Source organism: Achromobacter sp. B7 (assembly GCF_003600685.1).
In the GTDB taxonomy this organism is placed as follows: Bacteria; Pseudomonadota; Gammaproteobacteria; order Burkholderiales; family Burkholderiaceae_B; genus Achromobacter; species Achromobacter spanius_B.
This window is the reverse complement of record NZ_CP032084.1, coordinates 5,755,814-5,775,202: the sequence shown is the minus strand read 5'-3', so window position 1 is coordinate 5,775,202 and position 19,389 is coordinate 5,755,814. Positions and strand designations below refer to the sequence as shown.

19 protein-coding genes and 1 tRNA gene are annotated in these 19,389 nt (G+C 64.6%); 9 read left to right on the top strand and 11 right to left on the bottom strand.

Going from position 1 to position 19,389, the window contains the following annotated elements:
• Positions 1 to 63 precede the first annotated feature (63 nt).
• Positions 64 to 741, top strand: a complete 678-nt coding sequence (locus tag DVB37_RS26120; protein ID WP_046803170.1) for a transcriptional regulator — start codon at positions 64 to 66, stop codon at positions 739 to 741.
• Here DVB37_RS26120 and proB read toward each other — a convergent pair.
• From proB to DVB37_RS26095, 5 genes are all read right to left on the bottom strand, one after another.
• On the bottom strand, positions 738 to 1,874 hold the full coding sequence (proB, locus tag DVB37_RS26115; protein ID WP_046803171.1) for a glutamate 5-kinase: 1,137 nt from the start codon (positions 1,872 to 1,874) through the stop codon (positions 738 to 740). The genes DVB37_RS26120 and proB overlap by 4 nt on opposite strands.
• A 55-nt stretch (positions 1,875 to 1,929) precedes the next feature.
• Positions 1,930 to 3,066: a GTPase ObgE gene (gene obgE / locus DVB37_RS26110; protein ID WP_046803172.1), complete on the bottom strand. Its 1,137-nt coding sequence runs from the start codon at positions 3,064 to 3,066 to the stop codon at positions 1,930 to 1,932.
• Between the two features lie 191 nt (positions 3,067 to 3,257).
• Entirely contained in the window at positions 3,258 to 3,518 is a 261-nt protein-coding gene (rpmA, locus tag DVB37_RS26105) for a 50S ribosomal protein L27 (protein ID WP_046803173.1), read from the bottom strand.
• 34 nt (positions 3,519 to 3,552) lie between these two features.
• A complete protein-coding gene (gene rplU, locus DVB37_RS26100) occupies positions 3,553 to 3,864 on the bottom strand; it encodes a 50S ribosomal protein L21 (protein ID WP_006216228.1) in 312 nt (103 codons plus the stop codon).
• 302 nt (positions 3,865 to 4,166) lie between these two features.
• Positions 4,167 to 4,925, bottom strand: coding sequence for an IclR family transcriptional regulator (locus DVB37_RS26095; RefSeq protein WP_120157176.1), 759 nt, complete (start codon positions 4,923 to 4,925; stop codon positions 4,167 to 4,169).
• A 119-nt stretch (positions 4,926 to 5,044) separates the two neighbouring features.
• Between DVB37_RS26095 and DVB37_RS26090 the strand changes: the two genes are divergently transcribed.
• From DVB37_RS26090 to DVB37_RS26070, 4 genes are all read left to right on the top strand, one after another.
• Complete coding sequence (locus DVB37_RS26090) at positions 5,045 to 6,205, top strand: fumarylacetoacetate hydrolase family protein (RefSeq protein WP_104142698.1); 1,161 nt, start codon at positions 5,045 to 5,047, stop codon at positions 6,203 to 6,205.
• A 154-nt stretch (positions 6,206 to 6,359) separates the two neighbouring features.
• Positions 6,360 to 7,325: an octaprenyl diphosphate synthase gene (gene ispB / locus DVB37_RS26085; protein ID WP_046803176.1), complete on the top strand. Its 966-nt coding sequence runs from the start codon at positions 6,360 to 6,362 to the stop codon at positions 7,323 to 7,325.
• Between the two features lie 348 nt (positions 7,326 to 7,673).
• Positions 7,674 to 7,750, top strand: a tRNA-Pro gene (locus DVB37_RS26080).
• 294 nt (positions 7,751 to 8,044) lie between these two features.
• Positions 8,045 to 8,821, top strand: a complete 777-nt coding sequence (locus DVB37_RS26070) for an EAL domain-containing protein (RefSeq protein WP_120157174.1) — start codon at positions 8,045 to 8,047, stop codon at positions 8,819 to 8,821.
• Here DVB37_RS26070 and DVB37_RS26065 read toward each other — a convergent pair whose 3' ends face one another.
• Positions 8,822 to 9,073 carry a DNA-3-methyladenine glycosylase gene (locus DVB37_RS26065; RefSeq protein ID WP_120157173.1) on the bottom strand — a complete coding sequence of 84 codons (252 nt, stop codon included), beginning with the start codon at positions 9,071 to 9,073 and terminating at the stop codon, positions 8,822 to 8,824. It abuts the gene before it with no gap.
• Between the two features lie 132 nt (positions 9,074 to 9,205).
• Positions 9,206 to 9,661: a fasciclin domain-containing protein gene (locus tag DVB37_RS26060; protein ID WP_120157659.1), complete on the bottom strand. Its 456-nt coding sequence runs from the start codon at positions 9,659 to 9,661 to the stop codon at positions 9,206 to 9,208.
• Positions 9,662 to 9,833: 172 nt separating this feature from the next.
• On the opposite strand from DVB37_RS26060, the gene DVB37_RS26055 reads away from it, so the two are divergent.
• Entirely contained in the window at positions 9,834 to 10,805 is a 972-nt protein-coding gene (locus DVB37_RS26055) for a MerR family transcriptional regulator (protein ID WP_120157172.1), read from the top strand.
• A gap of 15 nt (positions 10,806 to 10,820) precedes the next feature.
• On the opposite strand, the gene DVB37_RS26050 is transcribed toward DVB37_RS26055, so the two are convergent.
• The 3 genes from DVB37_RS26050 to DVB37_RS26040 form a co-directional block, all read right to left on the bottom strand.
• Positions 10,821 to 12,923 (bottom strand): PhoX family phosphatase, encoded by a 2,103-nt coding sequence (locus tag DVB37_RS26050; protein WP_120157171.1) that lies wholly within the window; start codon positions 12,921 to 12,923, stop codon positions 10,821 to 10,823.
• 164 nt (positions 12,924 to 13,087) lie between these two features.
• A complete protein-coding gene (locus DVB37_RS26045; protein WP_120157170.1) occupies positions 13,088 to 14,311 on the bottom strand; it encodes an ABC transporter substrate-binding protein in 1,224 nt (407 codons plus the stop codon).
• A gap of 29 nt (positions 14,312 to 14,340) precedes the next feature.
• Complete coding sequence (locus DVB37_RS26040; protein ID WP_120157169.1) at positions 14,341 to 15,096, bottom strand: enoyl-CoA hydratase/isomerase family protein; 756 nt, start codon at positions 15,094 to 15,096, stop codon at positions 14,341 to 14,343.
• Between the two features lie 177 nt (positions 15,097 to 15,273).
• Here DVB37_RS26040 and DVB37_RS26035 point away from each other — a divergent pair, with 177 nt between their 5' ends.
• Positions 15,274 to 16,902: an AMP-binding protein gene (locus DVB37_RS26035; RefSeq protein WP_046803191.1), complete on the top strand. Its 1,629-nt coding sequence runs from the start codon at positions 15,274 to 15,276 to the stop codon at positions 16,900 to 16,902.
• 143 nt (positions 16,903 to 17,045) lie between these two features.
• Here DVB37_RS26035 and DVB37_RS26030 read toward each other — a convergent pair whose 3' ends face one another.
• Positions 17,046 to 17,687: a TetR/AcrR family transcriptional regulator gene (locus tag DVB37_RS26030; RefSeq protein ID WP_046803192.1), complete on the bottom strand. Its 642-nt coding sequence runs from the start codon at positions 17,685 to 17,687 to the stop codon at positions 17,046 to 17,048.
• Between the two features lie 197 nt (positions 17,688 to 17,884).
• On the opposite strand from DVB37_RS26030, the gene DVB37_RS26025 reads away from it, so the two are divergent.
• Positions 17,885 to 18,367 carry a MaoC family dehydratase gene (locus DVB37_RS26025; protein ID WP_046803193.1) on the top strand — a complete coding sequence of 161 codons (483 nt, stop codon included), beginning with the start codon at positions 17,885 to 17,887 and terminating at the stop codon, positions 18,365 to 18,367.
• A 5-nt stretch (positions 18,368 to 18,372) separates the two neighbouring features.
• Positions 18,373 to 19,338 (top strand): SDR family NAD(P)-dependent oxidoreductase, encoded by a 966-nt coding sequence (locus tag DVB37_RS26020; RefSeq protein ID WP_120157658.1) that lies wholly within the window; start codon positions 18,373 to 18,375, stop codon positions 19,336 to 19,338.
• The last annotated feature ends 51 nt before the right edge of the window (positions 19,339 to 19,389 follow it).

Sequence of the window (19,389 nt, the reverse complement as noted above, 5' to 3'; positions counted from 1 at the left end):
GCTCATGATTTACTTTGGTGGTTATAAGCATTACCTGGGTGATAGTTTTGGAGGCGAGGACACATGCATGAACGGGGCAACGTGTTCGTCGTGCAACTTGATGAAATGACGAGCAATCATTTTGTCGCTGCTTTGCGTGATTTTCAATGGCAGGTCAGCGCGTGCGCGTCACCGGACGAGCTTTTCGAACGGCTGCGCACGGACGATGTCGACGCGATGGTGTTGCGTGGGCAGGGCGCCGAGGTCCCCAAGCTGATCGCGGCCTTGCGCCGCGCGGCGCCGGACGCGGCGGTGGTGTGGCAGTCGCCGGTGGCCTCGGCGCGCGAACGGGTCGAGGCGCTGGAGGCGGGTGTGGACTTTTATAGTTCGGCCCGTATGGAGCCCGAGGAATGGGACGCGTTGCTGCGCAATGTGCGGCGCCGGCTCTTGCCGCCTTCCACCGACGGCCCTGCATGGCGCTTGGACCAACGCGTGCTGTCAGGCCCAGCCGGCGAACGCTTGCCATTGACGCTGACCGAACGCGACTTTTTTGTCCGCTTGCTAAGGGCGCCCGGCCAGTGCCTGCGGCGCGATCGCTTCTTTCCGTGCAATCCTCGCGAGGGCGCACGCAGCGTTGACGTGCTGGTGTCGCGGCTGCGCACCAAGGCGCGCCGCTTCGATATTGAACTGCCGGTGTTGGCCGTGCGCGGTTGGGGCTATATCTTGCTTCAGCACAGCCCGCCGCAAGAACCGCAGGATTAGAGAACGACCAGGTTATCCCGATGCATGAGCTCGGGTTCGGTCATGCTGCCCAGGATGCGAGCGATCTGCGACGAAGGCTGGCGCAGGATGCGTCGCGTATCGACAGACGAATAGTTGATCAGACCGCGCGCGCATTCGATGCCCTGGCTGTCCACGCAGGCCACCACGTCGCCACGGCCGAACTCGCCTTGCACGTCGGTCACGCCGATGGGCAAGAGGCTCTTGCCTTCGCGCATCAGGGCCTGCACGGCGCCGTCGTCCAGCACCACGCGGCCACGCAGGCGCAGGTGGTCGGCCAGCCACTGCTTGCGGGCGGACCACACAGGCAGCACGGCGCGCAGTTCGCTGCCGATGCATTCGCCCTGTGCCAATCGCGTCAGCACGTTGCGCTCGCGGCCTGAGGCAATGATGGTGTGCGCGCCGCTGTGCGCCGCGCGCTTGGCGGCCAGCACCTTGGTCAGCATGCCGCCCGTGCCGATGCCGCTGCCTGCGCCGCCGGCCATCGCTTCCAGCGCCGGGTCGCCCGCTTGCGCGTGCGACATGAATGTAGCGTCGGGATTCTTGCGAGGATCGGAATCGTACAAACCGCGCTGATCCGTCAGGATGATCAGCGTGTCGGCTTCGATCAGATTGGTGACCAGCGCGCCCAGCGTGTCGTTATCGCCCAGGCGGATTTCGTCGGTGACGACCGTGTCGTTTTCGTTCACGATCGGCACCACGCCCAGGCGCAGTAGCGCGAACAGCGTGCTGCGGGCGTTCAGGTAGCGGTGGCGATCGGCCAGGTCTTCGTGCGTCAGCAAAATCTGCGCGGTGCGCAGGCCGTACTCGGCGAACGCCGCTTCGTAGGCCTGGCACAGGCCCATCTGGCCGACGGCGGCGGCGGCTTGCAATTCGTGCATGACGGAAGGGCGCTTGCGCCAGCCCAGCCGCGCCATGCCTTCGGCGATGGCGCCACTGGAGACCAGCACGATCTGCTTGCCCTGCTTGTGCAAGGCAGCGATCTGCGAGGCCCAGTGCGCGACGGCGGCGCGGTCCAGGCCGCGGCCTTCGTTGGTGACCAGCGACGAGCCAACTTTGGCGACCAGGCGCTGGGCGTGGGTGACGACGGAAACGGCAGGTGTTTCAGCAGACATGGTAGGCGCCGGCTGCGGCGAAAAAAGACGTAATCGAAAGGACTGCGATTATGGCTTATTCGTCACCGCCGCGCGGCGCGGCCGGCTTGTCGGCGTCGGACCGCGTGTCGTCAAAGCGGGGGTCCGGCGCCACATAGGTGCCGTCCGCCTGGTCGCTCGACAGGTGTTCCTTTTCGCGCTCGGCGTCCAGGTAGTCTTGCAGCGCGTACAGCAGGTCTTGCGTGCCTTCGCCCGTCAGGCCGGAAATGGCGAACACGGGGCCCTTCCAGTCGTACAGTTCCAGGAAGCGGCGCTTGGTGTCTTCGGGGTCCGGCACCATGTCCAGCTTGTTCAGCACCAACCAGCGCGGCTTGGCGGCCAGTTCGGGGTCGTAGCGGCGCAGCTCTTCGACGATGGCGCGCGCATCGACCACGGCTTGCTCGACCGGATCTGCATCGGGGTCGGGCGTGGACACGTCAACCAGGTGCAGCAGCACGCGGGTGCGCGCCAGGTGGCGCAGAAACAGGTGGCCCAGGCCGGCGCCTTCGGACGCGCCTTCGATCAGGCCGGGAATGTCGGCCACGACGAAGCTGCGCGACGGCGACGTACGCACGACGCCCAGGTTGGGGTGCAGCGTGGTGAACGGGTAATCGGCGATCTTCGGCTTCGCGTTCGAGATGCGCGTGATCAGCGTCGACTTGCCGGCGTTGGGCATGCCCAGCAGGCCCACGTCCGCCAGCACCTTCAGTTCCATGCGCAGGTAGCGATGTTCGCCTTCCTTGCCGGGCGTCCACTGGCGCGGGGCGCGGTTCAAGCTGGACTTGAAGTGGATGTTGCCCATGCCGCCCTGGCCACCGGCAGCCAGCACGACCTTTTGGTCATGGGTGTCCATGTCGAACAGGACTTCGCCGGTTTCGGCGTCATGGATAACGGTGCCCACGGGCACGCGCAGGGTGATGTCCGGAGCCGCTGCGCCGTATTGGTCCGAGCCGCGGCCGTTTTCGCCGCCCTTGGCGCGATGCAGGCGTGCGTAGCGGAAATCGATCAGCGTGTTGATATTGCGGTCTGCAACGGCATAGATGGTGCCGCCGCGGCCGCCGTCGCCGCCGTCCGGGCCCCCTTTGGGGATGAACTTTTCGCGGCGAAAGCTCGCCACGCCATTGCCGCCTTTGCCGGCGACCACTTCAATGGTGGCTTCGTCTACGAATTTCATGGTGTCTGCGCGTGTAGTGGGTAAATAGGACAGTTGCCCGCCATGGGGCGCTGCCAGGTGGCATTGGAAACTTTACTCGCCAATTGCCATAAACAAAAAAGCTTAAAACAAAAAAGCCCTGCCGCATGCGACAGGGCTTTTGCCGTTCGGCAACGCGGTAAACCGCGTTGCGCTGACCGTGGCTAGTCCGATTACTCGGCAGCGATGATCGAAACGGTTTGCTTGTTCAACGCGCCCTTGAAGCCGAATTGAACCTTGCCGTCGATCAGCGCGTACAGGGTGTGGTCCTTGCCCATGCCGACGTTCACGCCAGCGTGGAAACGAGTACCGCGCTGACGCACGATGATCGAACCAGCGGGAATCAGTTCACCGCCGAAAGTCTTGACGCCCAGACGCTTTGATTCTGAGTCGCGTCCGTTTCGCGTAGAGCCGCCGCCCTTTTTCTGTGCCATGTTTAGCTCCTGCTAAGTGGTACCGAGTCGCTACTTAAGCCGTGATGGCTTCGATGCGGATTTCGGTGTAGTTCTGACGGTGGCCCTGACGCTTCTGATAGTGCTTGCGACGGCGCATCTTGAAGATCTTGACCTTGTCGTGGCGGCCTTGCGCAAGAACCGTTGCCTTGACCACAGCGCCGGAGACGAGGGGCGTGCCAACTTTCAGTTGGTCGCCTTCGCCCACGGACAGCACTTGGTCCAGGGTGATTTCTTGCCCAATGTCTGCCGGTATCTGTTCTATCTTGAGTTTTTCGCCAGCGGCAACGCGATACTGCTTGCCACCGGTTTTTACGACCGCGTACATGGGGTGTTCCTTAAATAGGTAAATGGGTTCATTCGCGCGGCCCGCCCTGCTGGGTGGGATTGCCACTTTGGAAGGTTCGCTTTCCTGTCCGTGTGCCGGCATTTGACATGCGGCGGGCCAGAAGGAAAGGGGCCTGACTGCCAGGTACCGGGTGGAAATATCCCGAACAAGGCACCCAAAGGGTTTACGCGAACAACCGACGTAATTCGGGCATTGCTGACCGAATCCGCAATATTAGCGCGTGACTTTTCAAAAGTCAAAAACCTGTTGTGGGCTAAGGGCTTAGGTGTGGCGCGGGGGCTTCAGGCGGGCGCCACCACGCGCTGGGAGACGTGGCGCGCCACCCGGCGGATGCCCTCCATGATGTCGCGCCGGTGGGCGTCGTCCAGCCGGTCAGTGGGGATCGATGTACTGACCGCCACGCGCTTGCCCGTGGGCGTGACGCCCACATACGCGGCGTAGCACACCAGGCCGGTGGCCAGTTCTTCCTGATCGTGGCCCAGCCCTGTCTGGCGCACCTTGTCCAATTCCTGATACAGCGCGTCGCGCGTGGCCAGCGTGCGGTCCGTCACGCGGGGCAGCGGGTCGGGCACGCTGGCGGCCAGGGCGTCGGGATCCAGGCTGGCCAGCAGCACTTTGCCCAGCGCGCAAGCATGGGCGGGCAGGCGCATGCCCAAGTCGGAGACCAGCCGCACGGGGCGGCGGGCGTCCTCGCGGGCGATGTAGACCACGTCAAAGCCATCCAGCGCCGCGAGCTGCACGACTTCATTGCAGCGGGTCACGAACTCGCCGGCCGCCTCGTGGAACGCGGCTTGCAGGCCGTCGTGGCGCAGGTAGGCGAAGCCCAGCGACATCAGCTCGATGCCGATCAGGTAGCCGCCTTCTTTGCGTTCGATCCAGCGGCGCTGTTCCAGGCAGTCCAGCAACAGGTACAGCGTGCTTTTGGGCAGCTTGCAGGCCTGCGCCAGTTCGGCGGCCTTGACGGGGGTGCGGCGGCTGGCCAGCACCCGCAGGATGTCGTGGGTGCGGCGGATGGCGGGCACATCGTAGTCGGCGGTCATGTTTGTTTGTCCAACCTATTGGACTGCGATTCAGAATGTTGGACATGATAACGGCCTTCTTCTAGACTCGTTGCACCTTTATTGAAATGCCGCCCAGTCGGCATAAAGCGTGGAGACTCATGAACATAGACAACGCATTGCCCGTCGACCTGGCGGGCGCCTTGCTGGTGGGCCGTGTTTGGCGGCCGGCCCCGGTGGACGGGCCCAGCGTCGTGGTGGTGCGCAACGGAGAGGTGTTTGACATCACCGCCGTGGCCCCCACCGTGTCCGATCTGCTGGATCGCCCTGATCGCGTCACGCTGGCCAAAGGCGCGGCAGGCGAATCGCTGGGCGACGTGCGCGCGCTGATGGCCGCCACCTTGCAAGGGCAAGACGGGCCGCGCCTGTTGGCGCCGTGCGATCTGCAACCCATCAAGGCCGCCGGCGTCACGTTCGCCATCAGCCTGCTGGAGCGGATGATCGAGGAAGAAGCGGGCGGCGACGCCAGCCGCGCCGATGAAATCCGTGTGCGGATGCAGGCCTTGATCGGCTCGGATCTGTCTCGCTTGCGTCCCGGCTCCGCCGAAGCCATCAAGCTGAAAGCCGAATTGGTCGAACGCGGGCAGTGGTCGCAATACCTGGAAGTGGGCATCGGCCCCGACGCCGAGATCTTCTCGAAGACGCCCGCGATGGCATCGGTGGGATACGGCGCGCAGATCGGCGTGCTGCCCGAATCGCAGTGGAACAACCCCGAGCCCGAGATCGTGCTGGCCGTGGACAGCCGTGGCGAGATCGTGGGCGCCACGTTAGGCAACGACGTCAACCTGCGTGACATCGAAGGCCGCAGCGCCTTGCTGCTGACCAAGGCCAAGGACAACAACGGGTCATGCGCCATCGGCCCCTTCATCCGCTTGTTCGATGGGGATTTCGACCTGGACAGCGTGCGCCACGCCGATGTGTCGCTGCGCATCGACGGCGCCGACGGCTTCGCGCTGGACGGCGTCAGCCACATGCGCGAAATCAGCCGCGACCCCCAGGACCTGGTACGCCAGGCTTTTGGCGCGCACCACCAGTACCCCGACGGCTTCATGCTGTTCCTGGGCACGATGTTCTCGCCCAGCCAGGACCGCAAGGGTCCCGGCACCGGCTTCACGCACAAGCTGGGCGATCGCGTCCAGATCGCGTCCGAGCGTATCGGCGCGCTGGTCAACGATGTGCAGTTGGCCACCGAGATCACACCGTGGACGTTCGGCGTGCGGGCCCTGTACGCCAACCTGGCCAAGCGCGGCCTGGTTCGATAGGGCGGCGACCGGCGCGCTTGCGCTGACTGGGGGGCGGCAGCGGGCCGCCCCGCACCCGCCGCACCCCGTATAATCGCTGGTCGAATCCCCCGCCATTCCTGGCGGCCCAGCGGTAAGAGCCCCCTCGCGGCTCGTTTCACTTGTCGGATACGTCTTGAATCTCCCCGCGCTTATTGCCCCCATTGCTGACGATATGAAGGCTGTCGACGCGGTCATCCGCGAGCGGCTGAATTCGGACGTGGTTCTGATCCGCACAATCGGCGACTACATCATTGGCGCGGGCGGCAAGCGCATGCGCCCGGCCATGGTCTTGATGGTGGCGCGCGCGCTGGGCTACGAAGGCACGCATCACCAACTGCTGGCCGCCGTCGTGGAATTCATCCACACCGCAACATTGCTGCATGACGACGTGGTCGACGAATCCGACCTGCGCCGCGGCCGCGAAACGGCCAACGCCGTGTTCGGCAACGCCGCCAGCGTGCTCGTTGGCGATTACCTGTATTCGCGTTCGTTTGAAATGATGGTCGAAGCCGACTCGATGCGCATCATGAGCATCCTGTCCGAAGCCACCACGGTGATCGCCGAAGGCGAAGTCTTGCAGCTGCTGAACGTGCACGACCCCGACGTCTCGCAAGACCGCTACCTGCAAGTGGTGCGCTACAAGACCGCCAAGCTGTTCGAAGCTGCCGCCCAGGTGGGCGCGGTGCTGGCAGGCGCCACGCCCGAGCAGGAAGCCGCCGCCGCCGCCTATGGCCGCCACGTCGGCACCGCGTTCCAGCTGGTTGACGACGTGCTGGACTACAGCGGCGACGCCGCCGCGTTGGGCAAGAACGTGGGCGACGACCTGCGCGAAGGCAAGCCCACGCTGCCGCTGATCCGCGTGATGGAAGTGGGCTCGCCCGAACAACAACAACTGATTCGCGACGCCATCAAGACGGGCGACGCCGATTTCGCCGCCGTGGCCGCAGCCATTCAGGCCACCGACGCGCTTGAACACGCCCGCCTGGCCGCTGTGGCCGAAGCGGATCGGGCTCGCGAAGCGCTGTCGATTTACCCCGTTTCGCCTTTTCTGAATTCTCTGCTAGAATTCTGCGCTTTCGCGGTGAATAGAGATCGCTGAAGCCGAAATCCACAGCGGCGCTGAAGTTGGGCGTAGCTAGCTGGTTTGAAAGCGGGTGGGTTGTTGAAGCCAAAAGCAAAAGCTAAACGCAGAAGCCAAAGCAACCAAAGCAGCCAAAGCAAAACCTGATTTTCAAAAAAGCGGAATATAGGTTCTAATAGCGGTCGCTGTTGAAACGGCGGTGATGGAAAGCGAAGGTGGGAAGCGAAAGCAAAGTCACCAGAGCATAGTCGCCGCAGCAGTCGCGAGACATGCAGCGGAAAGAAAAAACTTGGTAGCACTGAGCGCCGCTAAGTTGGTAGTACGAGTTTGTCAGCGCGGTTTTTCAGCGTGGCAAATTCACTGAATCGGGGCGTAGCTCAGCCTGGTAGAGTACTGCGTTCGGGACGCAGGAGTCGGAGGTTCGAATCCTCTCGCCCCGACCACTCATTTGTGGTCGAATTTTTGATGGTGTTCTCGACACCAACAGCAAAAGCCGGAATCGCGACAGCGACGCCGGCTTTTTTGCGTCTGCGAGGCGTTTTTTTGCCTCCGCGCGTCTGTTAAAGTCGCCAGCTAAAGGTCAAAGCCAAGGCCAAAGCCAAGGCCAAAGCCAAAGCCAAAGCCAAAGCCAAAGCCAAGGTCAGGCCAAGCCCAACGCCCTTGCGCTTTCCTGCCGCCTGACACACACACGGGTCCAGCGCGTCTGTCTGCCCCTCCGAAATCCGCCACTCGCCAACATGATTCCTATCCACGGCCAAGCAGAGTCGACCGCGTCAGGCGGCCAGTGCCAAGGTTGCAAATCTGACGAGGCCGCGCCCATCGACATGGCGTTTGCGTTTCAGCCCATCGTCGATCTGGCGTCTGGCCAGGCCTATGCCTACGAGGCGCTGGTGCGCGGGCCTGAAGGCCAGCCCGCAGCCTCGGTGTTGTCGCAAGTGGACGACGCCAACCGCTACCATTTCGATCAGCGTTGCCGCACCACCGCCATCGAACTCGCGGCCAGGATGGGGATGGACCGTTTCCTGTCCATCAACTTCATGCCGAATGCGGTCTATCAACCCGCCGCATGTATTCGCACCACCTTCGAGGCCGCGGAGCGGCACGGCTTTCCGGTGAACCGGATCATCTTCGAAACCATCGAAGGCGAAAGCATCACTGACCGCGCCCATCTGCTGAAGATCTTTCAGGCCTACAAATCCTACGGTTTTCAGACGGCCATCGACGACTTTGGCGCGGGCTATTCGGGCTTGACGCTGCTGGCGGACTTCCAGCCTGACCTCATCAAGCTGGACATGGCGCTTGTGCGCGGTATCGATGTCGATACCGCGCGTCAACGCATCATTTCAGGCGTGCAGAAGATCTGTACCGATCTTGGCATTCGCTTCATCGCCGAAGGCGTGGAAACGGTGGGTGAACGCGACTTTCTGGCGGCGCAGGGCATCACGCTCATGCAGGGCTATTTGTTCGCCAAACCCGCATTCAAGGCGATGCCGCCGATATCCAATGTGGGCTGATTACCCCAAGCCGCCTGTGGCTCGGCTTCGGGCCTCCAGGTCGGCGCCGCGCCGGTAGTCTTCTGCCCGGGCCAAGGTGCGGTAAAAGTCCGCGCCTAAATTGATCAGGTCGTTCATCTCTTGCGTGGTCAGCTTGTGCTGCACGGTTTCAAGACACGCGGCGTAGGCGGCCAGAACTTCTGGCCAGTCCTCGAAGCGCCGCATGGGTGATGTCCTGACGATCATCTGCGCTACCAGTTCCTGGGTATCCATGAAAAGCCTCCTGCTACTTGCCCGGTTGATCGATCACCGGTCACGTCGACCCAGGCACAAGACCGCCCGATGGCGGTCTTGTACCGTTTGCTACGCGCAGAGGCTCGGGGCGTGACCCGTGAATGTCCCGGATTACTTGGGCATCAGCACCGTGTCGATGACGTGGATGACGCCGTTGTCGGCCGCAATGTCCGTCTTGACCACATTGGCATCGTTCACCTTGACCTTGCCGTCGGCGACGGTGACGGCGATGGTGCTGCCCTCAACCGTCTTGACCTGGCCCGCCTTGACGTCCTTGGCCATGACCTTGCCCGGCACCACGTGATACGTCAGCACCTTGCTCAGCGCGGCCTTGTCTTTCAGCAGCGCGTCCAGCTTGTCCTTGGGCACCTTGGCGAACGCGGCGTCGGTGGGGGCGAAAACGGTGTAGGGACCCGGGCCCTTCAGCGTTTCGGTCAGGCCGGCGGCCTGCACGGCGGTCGTCAACGTTTTGAAGTCGCCCGCCGATTTGGCCGTATCCACGATGTCGGCGGCATTGGCCCAGCCGCAGGCCAGGGCAATCGTCGTTCCAATCAGAAATCGCTTCATGGTGTGCTCCAGAATGTCAGGGTTATCGGCGCCCGCATCAAGGCGGGCGCTCAAGAGCGCGTCGCAACTTGGAAAACGCGATGCGTGAGGGTAGAGTAGGCGGCATCTTTCACTTCGTCCATATTTTGAACCTATAAATGCGGGTATTTAACGGTTCAAAGGCGGGTCAAAAATGCCAAACACCTCCAGCACTGACCTAGACGAGGCCGGTTCAACGGCCGCTTACCGCACGGGAGTCGCCGCCAAGTTGGCCGGCCTGCCCGTCGAAACCCTGCGGGTCTGGGAACGGCGCTATCAGCTGTCTTCCCCCGCGCGTTCGGCACGCGGCCAGCGGCTGTACTCGGCCGAGCAAGTGCGCCGGCTAAGCCTCTTGAAGCAGCTGGCGGATCAGGGTCACGCCATTGGCACGCTTGCGTCGCTACCGCTGGAGCAGTTGCAAGCAATGCTGGGCGCGCAGCCCAGCCGGGCCGGCCCGCCGCTGCGCGCCGTGGCGGTTGGCGCCACGCTGGCCCCGCGCCTCTTGGCCGGCGGGGTCGCCCAAGATGGCTCGACGGGCTTCATGGCCGGGCCGGACGTTCACGTGGTTGGCGCCTGCGCGCGCCTGGAAGACGCAGGCTCGCTGCCGCGCCATGCCGACGTGCTGATCGTTGAAATTTCAGAGCTGGACGTGGACGCGCTGGCGCCTATCCAGCGCGCGCGCGACGCCACCGAGACGGGCGCCGTGGTGGTGCTCTACCGCTTTTGTGCCAGCACCACGATTCGGACCCTGCGCGCGCAAGGCTGCCTGGTTGCCCGCATCCCGGCGCAGTTGAACGAGCTGGCGCCGTTGTGCCGATCGGCGGTCGTCGGGGCCAATCTTGGCGCGCTGGCTCCGGCATCGGCCATTGAGTTCGATGAAGAAGCCCTGGCCAAGATCATGGCGATGCGCAACCCGATTACATGCGAATGCCCAAGACATCTTGCCGAATTGCTGATGATGGTGGGCAGCTTCGAACGCTTCAGCTCGCAATGCGCATCGCGTGACGAAGCCGACGCGCAATTGCACCTGGCGTTGCAGCAGGCCGCGGGCCAGGCCCGCGGCATCCTGGAAAACGCCATGGCCCGCCTGCTGCACACGGAAGGCATGTGGCCGCTGGCCGGCTAGGCGCCGGCCAGCTCATCACACCCCGATCGGGCCGCCGTCGGCGCGCTGGATCACCACCGTCGATGAGCGCGGGCGCACCGTGCCCGTGGTTGCGACCGTTGCATCATCCGTCCCATACGCCGGCCAGTTTGCCGGGTGCTGGATGTTCAGGAAGATGCTGGTGTAGTCGGGCGTGAACGCAAAGCCGGTCACTTCGGCTTCGTTCGGGCCAACGAAGAAGCGGCGCAGGTCAGCCTGGTTGGACGGGTTGATGGCGGGACCCGTGCCGGTGCTGTCGGCCAGCGCGCCCGGGATCACGGCCAGCATCTGGTCGTTGGTGGCGCGGGCCACGTTGTTGTTGCGGCCGCCGTCGATGCCGTTGTCCGTTTGAATCCACAGGATGCCGCGCGTGTCGAAGCCGATGCCGTCGGGGCTGGCCAGCTGGTTCAGCGCGGTCAGGCCCGAACGGTTGGTGTCGGCGTCGGCGCCTGCGTCGGAACCGAACACAAAGATATCCCACTCGAACTTGGTCGAACCCGCTTCGTCGTGCCAGCGGATGATGTGGCCGTTGACGTTGTTCAGACGCGGGTTGGGCGGGTTGGTGCCGGTGCCGGCGTTGCGGCTGCTGTTGTTGGTCAGCGTCAGGTAGATGTCGCCGTTGGTCGGGTGGGTGGCGGTCCACTCCGGGCGGTCCATCGGGGTGGCGCCCACGAAGTCGGCCGCGCCGCGCGTGTTGATGAGGATGGCGTCCAGGCTGCCGAACTCGTCGGCCAGCGTGCGGCCGCCCACGCCCGGCGTGGTGCCGACCAGGGGCAGCCATTCGCCCGAGCCGTCCGCGTTGAAGCGCGCCACGTACAGCGTGCCCTTGTCCAGGTACTTGGCGCCGACAGCCAGGCGGTCGCTGCGCTCGGCGTCCTTCGGGTCCCACACGGCCTCGGACACGAAGCGGTAGATGTACTCAAAGCGCGAGTCGTCGCCGCTGTAGAACGCCAGGGGCTTGCCGGCTTCGGGCTTGCTGTAGGCGCAGCCTTCGTGGGCGAAACGGCCCAGCGCCGTGCGCTTGGTGGCGATGCTGGACGGGTCGTACGGGTCGATCTCCACCAGATAGCCGAAGCCGTTCACTTCGTTGCGCCAGTCTTGCGTGGCGTCGATGCCGGTTTGCGTGACGTTGAAGCGCGCGAATTCGCCCAGCACTTCCGACGCGTCGCCCGCAGCGGTCTCCCACTGGTAGCGGCCGGCCGGGCCGCCCGACACGCCAACGCGCAGTTGGTGCGCGGGGCGGGTGCCGGTGTTCACAAAGCAGGCCGCCCAGTTTTCTTCGGCGGTGATGTACGTGCCCCACGGCGTGTAGCCGTTGCCGCAGTTGTTGTTGGTGCCGCGCACTTGCGTGCCGTTGGGCGAGAAGGGCGTCTTGACCCAGTCCGTGCCGCCCACCGGGCCGGCTAGCTTCATGGCGGTGGCCGACGTGAAGCGGCGGTTGTAGCGCGAGTTGTTGACGATGTTCCAGCGGCCGTTTTCGCGGCGCACGTGCAGGATCGCCACGCCATGCGCGTTGATTTCCTTGCGCACTTCCTCGGCCGGGCGCTTGCCCGCCACCAGCGTCGGGCCGTTCGGGTGCAGCGCGGCCTGGTCGATGTACTCGTGGTTAACGGCTAGCAGGCCTTCCGTAGAGCTGCCTTCGATGGGGAAGAAATGCATGCCGTCGTGATGCATGCCGGTGGAGTTGAGCAGGTCGTTGGACGTGTTGTTGCCGTTCTGGTCCCAGGGCTGCGCGTTGTCGTTCAACGGCGTGCCCCACGGCGCAAACACGTGGGCCACGTAGCCTTGCGGCACGACGCAAGCGTCCGTCATGGACGTGGGCAGCGAGTCAAAGCCCAGTTTCAGCGGGGTCGGGGCGGGGGTCTCGGTGCCGCCGCCGGGCACTTCGGGCGTGGGGTTGGGGTCACCGCCGCCGACGGGTTCGTCATCGTCATCGCTGCTGTTACAGCCGGCCAGCCCAAGGCTGGTCATCGTGGCGAAGGCAGCGGCCAAACCGCCGCGCATCACCATGCGGCGCGACAGGTTCTTTTCCAGAATTTCGCTGAAAGGGCTGCTCTGGCTGGGGTTGCGGACGATTTTGTCGGAGATGGATTTGCTCATGTGGATTCCTGGCTTGGGGGCTGTGCCTGAATGGGACGAGCAATACTAGAAGTCGCAAATGAAAGGTTAATGACAGATGGCTGAATGCGATATCGGGCATACGGCGCGCAAACGAAAAGGCCGGCCCCGTTTGCACGGGGCCGGCCGGATGGGCACCGACACGCTTATTTGGTGGCGACCGCCTTGGACTTGACCAGCGGGCAGCCGCCCTGGTCCAGCGGGCGGAAGGCGTTGTCACCCGGAATCGTGCGCAGGATCTTGAAGTAGTCCCAACGCGCCTTGGACTCCGACGGCTTCTTCACTTCCACCAGGTACATGTCGTGCACCAGCCGGCCGTCTTCACGCAAATACGCGTTGCGGGCGAACATGTCGTCGATCTTCATGCCGCGAATCTGTGTCATCACCGCATCGCCTTCGAGCTTGCCGCTTTCCTTCACGCCTTTCAAGAACGTCAGCACGGCGGAATAGACGCCGGCTTGCGCCATGGTCGGGACGCGGCCTTTCGTGCGCTCGGCGTAGCGTTTGGACCAGGCGCGCGTCCGATCATCCATGTCCCAGTAAAAGCCGCTGGTCAATACCAGGCCCTGCGCCTGTTCCAGGCCCACGCCGTCCACATCGGTAATGAACATCAGCAGGCCGGCCAGCTTCTGGCCGCCCTTGATCAGGCCGAATTCGTTGGCCTGCTTGATCGCCATGGTGGTGTCGCCGGATGAATTGGCCAGCGCCACGATCTCGGCTTTCGAGGCCTGCGCCTGCAACAGGAATGAAGAAAAATCGTTGGAAGCGCGCGGGTGCTTGACCGAGCCCAGCGTCTGGCCGCCAGCCTGCTTGACGGCGTTCTCGGTATCCGCCTGCAAGGCATGGCCGAACGCGTAGTCCGCCGTCAGGAAATACCACTTCTTCATGCCGGATTCGGTCAGCGCGCGGCCGGTGCCGTTGGCCAGCGCGTAGGTGTCGTAGGTCCATTGCGCGGTGGAGGCCGAGCACGCCTTGCCGGTCAAGTCCGACGTGCCGGCGGTGGACGCCAGGAAGGCGATGTTGGCGGTGCGCGTGATTTCCTGCACCGCCAGCGCCACGGACGACGTCGGCACATCGACAATGGCTTTCACGTTTTCCTGATCGATCCAGCGGCGCGCGGTGGCAGAGCCGATGTCCGCCTTGTTCTGATGGTCTCCGGCAATGACTTCGATCTTGCGACCCAGCACGGTCGGCCCGAAGTCTTCCACCGCCATGCGCGCCGCCTCGACCGAGCCTTGCCCGGACAGGTCGGCATTCATGCCGGATAGATCGGTCAGGACGCCGATGCGGATGGGCGCGTCGGACTGCGCGTGCGCGCTGGGCAAGGCGAATGCGCCGGCAACAAGCAAGGCGCCAAGTAATGGGTTCATGTCTTTCCTCCAGGTGGGCGTCCGCTCTTTCAGGCGGATCTTTGCGGCGGGGTCGATACGGCGGTGGCGGGGGACAGCAGATGGCACAACAGAAATTGATCGGTTTGCGCATGCGCCAGGTGGCTCGCGTCGAACTGCGCGTCGATGGCGCGCTTGGACAGGCGCAGCGCCAGGGGCGGGCAGGCGGCGGCCTCGCGCGCCAAGCTCAGTGCGGCGGCCAGTGCATCGCCCTGCGGGGCCAGGGCGTCCGCCAAGCCCCAGGCTTGCGCGGTGTCGGCGTGCAAGGTCAGGTCGGTAAACAGCGCCCGCTTGGCGCGCGCCGGGCCGACCAGCGCGGCCAGGCGGGGCAGGCCGCCCCAGGCCAGCGGCAGGCCCAATCGCACTTCGGGAAAGCGCAGCAAAGCGTTGTCCGACAGCACGCGCCAATCGCAGGCCAGCGCCAGCACGGCGCCGCCGCCCACCGCCGCGCCTTCGATCGCGGCGAGGGTAACTTGCGGCAGTTCGGTCCAGGCGCGGCACAGCATTTCGCCACGCGCCAGGGCGCGCTGTGTGATCAGCGGGTCGTCATGGCCCCATAGCGCGGGGTCTTTCAAATCAATGCCGGCGCTAAAGAGGGCCGATGTGCCGGTCAGCACCACGGCGCGGATGTGGTCGTCGCGGGCCAACTCGGTCGCCGCCTCGATCAGCGCGTCCATGGCGGCCAGATTCAGGGCATTGGCCTTGCCGCCTCGGTCATAGCGCACGATCGCCACGCCGCCATCCCGCTCGATTGAAACCATGCTCATGGGGTTCTTCCGTGCCTGTTTGGGAAAATCTGCTGGATATACTACCAAGTATGTTGAAACCCGCAAGACTTCAGGAACGCCTCGGGGGCCACCTGCGGGTAAGTCCGTATCCGGCGGTGCTGGATGGCCGGAAGAAAGTCATGAAAAATAAGGCAAATAACAAGGAAGGAGACATTGATGAACGACGACGTTCGGGCGGCGATTCCTGACCGCCAGGCTTGCGTGCTGCGCTATTTGCTGGAGGCGCAAGCGGAAAAGATACCGGACAGAATCTTCGCCCGTTTCCACGGCGGCCCCACGTGGACGTACGCCCAGACGCTGGCGCGGGTTCAGCAACGGGCGGCCACCTTGCGTCGGGAAGGCGTCAAGCAGGGCGACCGCGTGCTGTGCTGGATGGGCAATGGGCCTGAACTGTTGACCAGCTGGTTCGCCATCAATTACCTGGGTGCGGTGTATGTGCCGCTGAACACGGGCTTGCGTGGGCGGCCGCTGGCGCACGTGTTGGACAACGCGCAGGCGTCGCTGATGGTGGCGCATCGCGCGTTGGCGGGCCGCTTGCATGACGTGGCGCCGGGGGCGCTGACGCGTGTGCTGCTGACCGGAGAAGACCCGCGCGACGCCCCGTTGCAGCCTCCCGCCGGGGTGTCCTTGGCGCCCTTGTCGGACGCGGCCGAGCCACCCCCGCCGGCGCTGCTGGCGCTGGACGCGCCGATCGAACCTTGGGATACGCAGTCCATCATGTACACGTCCGGCACCACCGGCTTGTCCAAGGGCGTGGTCACGTCCTACGTGCAGATCTACACCATGGGACCCGACGCGTTCGACTGGATCACGCCGGACGACCGCTGCATGATCGCCGGCCCGATCTTTCACTGCGGCAGCACGCTGTACGTGTACGCCATGCTCGCCTACGGCGGGTCGATTGCGATGGTGCCGGAATTTCGTACCGACCAATTCTGGGACGCCATCCGCGACACCGAAAGTACCGTGGTGCTACTGCTGGGCGTCATGGCGAACTTCCTGCTCAAGCAGGCGCCGTCTCCGCGTGACCGCGAACACCGCTTGCGCGGCGTCTTCATCGTGCCATTCGGCGAGGACGCGCCCGCGTTTCAGGCGCGTTTCGGGGTGGACCTTTACACCGTGTACAACATGACCGAAATTGCCAGCCCCTTGAGCGCCGGTCCGGGGTTGACCGAGGCCGGGCGCTGCGGCAAGCCGCGGCCCTGGTTCGAACTACGCGTGGGCGATGCGCAAGACCGCGCGGTGCCGGACGGCACGGTGGGCGAACTGCTGATTCGTTCGCATCGGCCCTGGGCCTTGTTCTCGGGCTATTACCGCAACCCCGAGGCCACCGCCGCGTCCATGCGCAACGGCTGGTTCCACACGGGCGACGCGTTTCGCCGCGACGCCGACGGCACGTTTTTCTTTGTCGACCGCTTGAAGGACGTGATTCGTCGGCGCGGGGAAAACATCTCGTCGTTCGAACTGGAAGGGGAAATCTGCGCCCACCCGGATGTGCGCGAAGCGGTGGCCGTGGCCGTGCCCAGCGTACACAGCGAAGACGAGGTGCTGGCGGTGGTCACCGCCGTGGACGGGGCGAGGGTGGACGAGGCGGCGCTGATCGCATGGCTGGCCGAACGCGTGCCGCACTACATGGTGCCGCGCTATGTGCGCGTGGTGGACGACCTGCCCAAGACCGCCAGCGGCAAGCTGCAAAAGCATGTGCTGCGCAGCGAAGGCCTGGCCGACGGCACGTGGGACCGCGAAGCGGCGGGCATCAAGCTGCGCCGCGAACGGCTGGCTTGATCGGGCCGCGGGCTACGCGGGACGGCATGAATGGCGCGCGACGCGTGGCGCGCGATACATGGAGCGAGATACATGGAGCGAGATACATGTATCGCGATACATGGCGCGCGATACCGCGCACGCCATCCCGTGCCGCCCTGCGCTCAGGCGCGCGTGCCCAGGCCCGCGATGATGGTGTGCACGACTTTGTTGGCCAGGATCTCGCGGTCGTCGCGCGTTTCGCCCAGGCGTGGGCGATACCAGACGGCCAGCCAGTTGATGGCGCCCAGCGCCGCCTTGATGGCCACCGATACGTCGTCGATGGCCAGTGATCCATCTTCCACGCCCTCGTAGGCCACGCGCTTGAACAACGCCTCGAAATCGTCGCGGATGGTCATCAGTTCGGCCAGCGTCTGCCGCTGCGCGGGTGTGGTCGCGCCCAGCCGGTGCATGTGCACGCCCTGCACCACAACGGTCTCGAACGCCAGGTTTTCCATCATCGACAGCGCGTGATGCTTGAGCATCAGCGCCAGCCGGTGGGCCGCCGTGCCGGGCTCTTTCATGACCGGTCGCACCGCCTCGAAATTACGCCGCATGCCTTCGCGGTGCACGTCAAAGAACAGGTCCGTCTTGGAGCGGTAGTAGTGGTAGACGCGGCCCTTGGTGGCGCCCAGCCGGCGCGCAACATCGTCAATGCTGGACGCGTGGAACCCTTGCTCCATGAAGCACTCGGCCGCCGCGGTCAGCAGTTCAATGTTGCCCATGCCGTCATCGCGTGCAGCCGTCACCGTAGGTTCCCCATTCATGCGCGTTTCTCCATCCATGCGTCGCGGCAAAGCGCCCAGTTTAGCCAATCGCCCGGGGCCGGGGCGGGGTGCCGCAGCGCGGGGTGCAGGGGCGCCGCCTCGTTCGCACGGCCTATACAAATCCAAAAACCGAAGTTTATACTACTCGGTATGTTTTTGCCCCTGTCATCGTCTTCCCCTTTCACCAACGGCCGTCCATGACCCAAGACCTTGTTCAAGAATCCCTTATCGACCCGCAAGCCCTGGCGGCGCGGGTGTCGCAGGAAATCGGGGTGTCGGACTGGTTGACCGTCACGCAAGAACGGGTCGATCTGTTTGCCGATGCCACCGGCGACCACCAGTTCATCCACGTAGACCCGGAACGCGCCGCGCGCGAAGGCCCGTTTGGTGGCCCCATCGCGCATGGCTTCCTGTCCTTGTCCATGCTGACCGCATTCAGCTTGCAGGTGCTGCCGGTATTCGAAGGCGCCGTCGGCATCAACTACGGCTTCGACAAAGTCCGCTTCCTGACCCCCGTGCGCGTCGGTGCGCGGGTACGCGGCCGCTTCGTACTCAGCGAATTCACGCCGCGTAACGACCGTGAATTCACCACCCGCTATGCCGTCACCGTGGAGACCGAGGGCGCCGCGCGGCCCGCGCTGGTGGCGGACTGGATCACCATGACCGTGCTTGAAGGATGAATGCCATGACCATACGCTTTGATGATCGCGTCGCCATCGTGACGGGCGCCGGCCAGGGGCTGGGCCGCAGCCACGCGCTGCAACTGGCCGCACGCGGCTGCCGAGTAGTGGTGAACGACTATGGTGGCGCGGTGCAGACCGGCGTGGTGCAAACCAGCGCGGTGCAGACCGGGGCGGTGCAGACCAGCGCGGTGCAGGCCGGCGCGGCGCCAACCAGCGCCGCGCAAGCCGTTGTCGACGAGATCATCGGCGCCGGCGGCCAGGCGATTGCCGATGGCGGCAACGTGTGCGACAGCGCCGCCGTCGACGCCATGGTGGCGCGCGCGATGCAGGCGTGGGGCCGCGTGGACATCCTGATCAACAACGCCGGCATCTTGCGCGACAAGACCTTCGCCAAGATGAGCGCCGACGATTTCAACGCCGTTATCGACGTGCACTTGCTGGGCTCGGCCAACTGTGCGCGCGCCGTCTGGCCGATCATGCGCGAACAGCGCTATGGCCGCATCCTGATGACGACGTCCACGTCGGGGATGTACGGAAATTTCGGCCAATCGAACTACGGCGCGGCGAAGGCCGGCGTGGTGGGCCTGATGAACGTGCTGCACCTGGAAGGCCAGAAGCACGGCATCCATGTGAATGCGCTGGTGCCCACCGCCGCCACCCGCATGACGGCCGAGATGTTCGATGCCGACACGCTGCGCGCGCTGGACCCCGCGTTCGTCACCCCGGCGGCGCTGTTCCTGGTGGCGCAGGCGGCGCCCAGCCGCACGGCGTTGCTGGCGGGCGCCGGCACCTACGCGCGCCTGGCCATTGTGGAAAGCGCGGGCATGTATTTTCCCGAACACGAACGCACGCCCGAAAGCATCGCCGCGCACTTTGACGAAATCGCCAGCCTAGACACGCTGATCGAACCGCCCGAAGGCCTGGCGCACGTTGCCCGCATCTTGAAGCGCGCGCAGGAGGCGGCATGAGCGCAGACGCGAACGGCCGCGGTAACGCGACTGCCCCCACCGCCGCCGCGT

Bases quoted from the DNA above. Each gene is read 5' to 3' on its own strand.
- DVB37_RS26120 (WP_046803170.1), top strand. From the start codon at position 64: ATGCATGAACGGGGCAACGTGTTCGTCGTGCAACTTGATGAAATGACG.
- proB (WP_046803171.1), bottom strand. From the start codon at position 1,874: ATGTCTGCTGAAACACCTGCCGTTTCCGTCGTCACCCACGCCCAGCGC.
- obgE (WP_046803172.1), bottom strand. From the start codon at position 3,066: ATGAAATTCGTAGACGAAGCCACCATTGAAGTGGTCGCCGGCAAAGGC.
- rpmA (WP_046803173.1), bottom strand. From the start codon at position 3,518: ATGGCACAGAAAAAGGGCGGCGGCTCTACGCGAAACGGACGCGACTCA.
- rplU (WP_006216228.1), bottom strand. From the start codon at position 3,864: ATGTACGCGGTCGTAAAAACCGGTGGCAAGCAGTATCGCGTTGCCGCT.
- DVB37_RS26095 (WP_120157176.1), bottom strand. From the start codon at position 4,925: ATGACCGCCGACTACGATGTGCCCGCCATCCGCCGCACCCACGACATC.
- DVB37_RS26090 (WP_104142698.1), top strand. From the start codon at position 5,045: ATGAACATAGACAACGCATTGCCCGTCGACCTGGCGGGCGCCTTGCTG.
- DVB37_RS26070 (WP_120157174.1), top strand. From the start codon at position 8,045: ATGATTCCTATCCACGGCCAAGCAGAGTCGACCGCGTCAGGCGGCCAG.
- DVB37_RS26065 (WP_120157173.1), bottom strand. From the start codon at position 9,073: ATGGATACCCAGGAACTGGTAGCGCAGATGATCGTCAGGACATCACCC.
- DVB37_RS26060 (WP_120157659.1), bottom strand. From the start codon at position 9,661: ATGAAGCGATTTCTGATTGGAACGACGATTGCCCTGGCCTGCGGCTGG.
- DVB37_RS26055 (WP_120157172.1), top strand. From the start codon at position 9,834: ATGCCAAACACCTCCAGCACTGACCTAGACGAGGCCGGTTCAACGGCC.
- DVB37_RS26050 (WP_120157171.1), bottom strand. From the start codon at position 12,923: ATGAGCAAATCCATCTCCGACAAAATCGTCCGCAACCCCAGCCAGAGC.
- DVB37_RS26045 (WP_120157170.1), bottom strand. From the start codon at position 14,311: ATGAACCCATTACTTGGCGCCTTGCTTGTTGCCGGCGCATTCGCCTTG.
- DVB37_RS26040 (WP_120157169.1), bottom strand. From the start codon at position 15,096: ATGAGCATGGTTTCAATCGAGCGGGATGGCGGCGTGGCGATCGTGCGC.
- DVB37_RS26035 (WP_046803191.1), top strand. From the start codon at position 15,274: ATGAACGACGACGTTCGGGCGGCGATTCCTGACCGCCAGGCTTGCGTG.
- DVB37_RS26030 (WP_046803192.1), bottom strand. From the start codon at position 17,687: ATGAATGGGGAACCTACGGTGACGGCTGCACGCGATGACGGCATGGGC.
- DVB37_RS26025 (WP_046803193.1), top strand. From the start codon at position 17,885: ATGACCCAAGACCTTGTTCAAGAATCCCTTATCGACCCGCAAGCCCTG.
- DVB37_RS26020 (WP_120157658.1), top strand. From the start codon at position 18,373: ATGACCATACGCTTTGATGATCGCGTCGCCATCGTGACGGGCGCCGGC.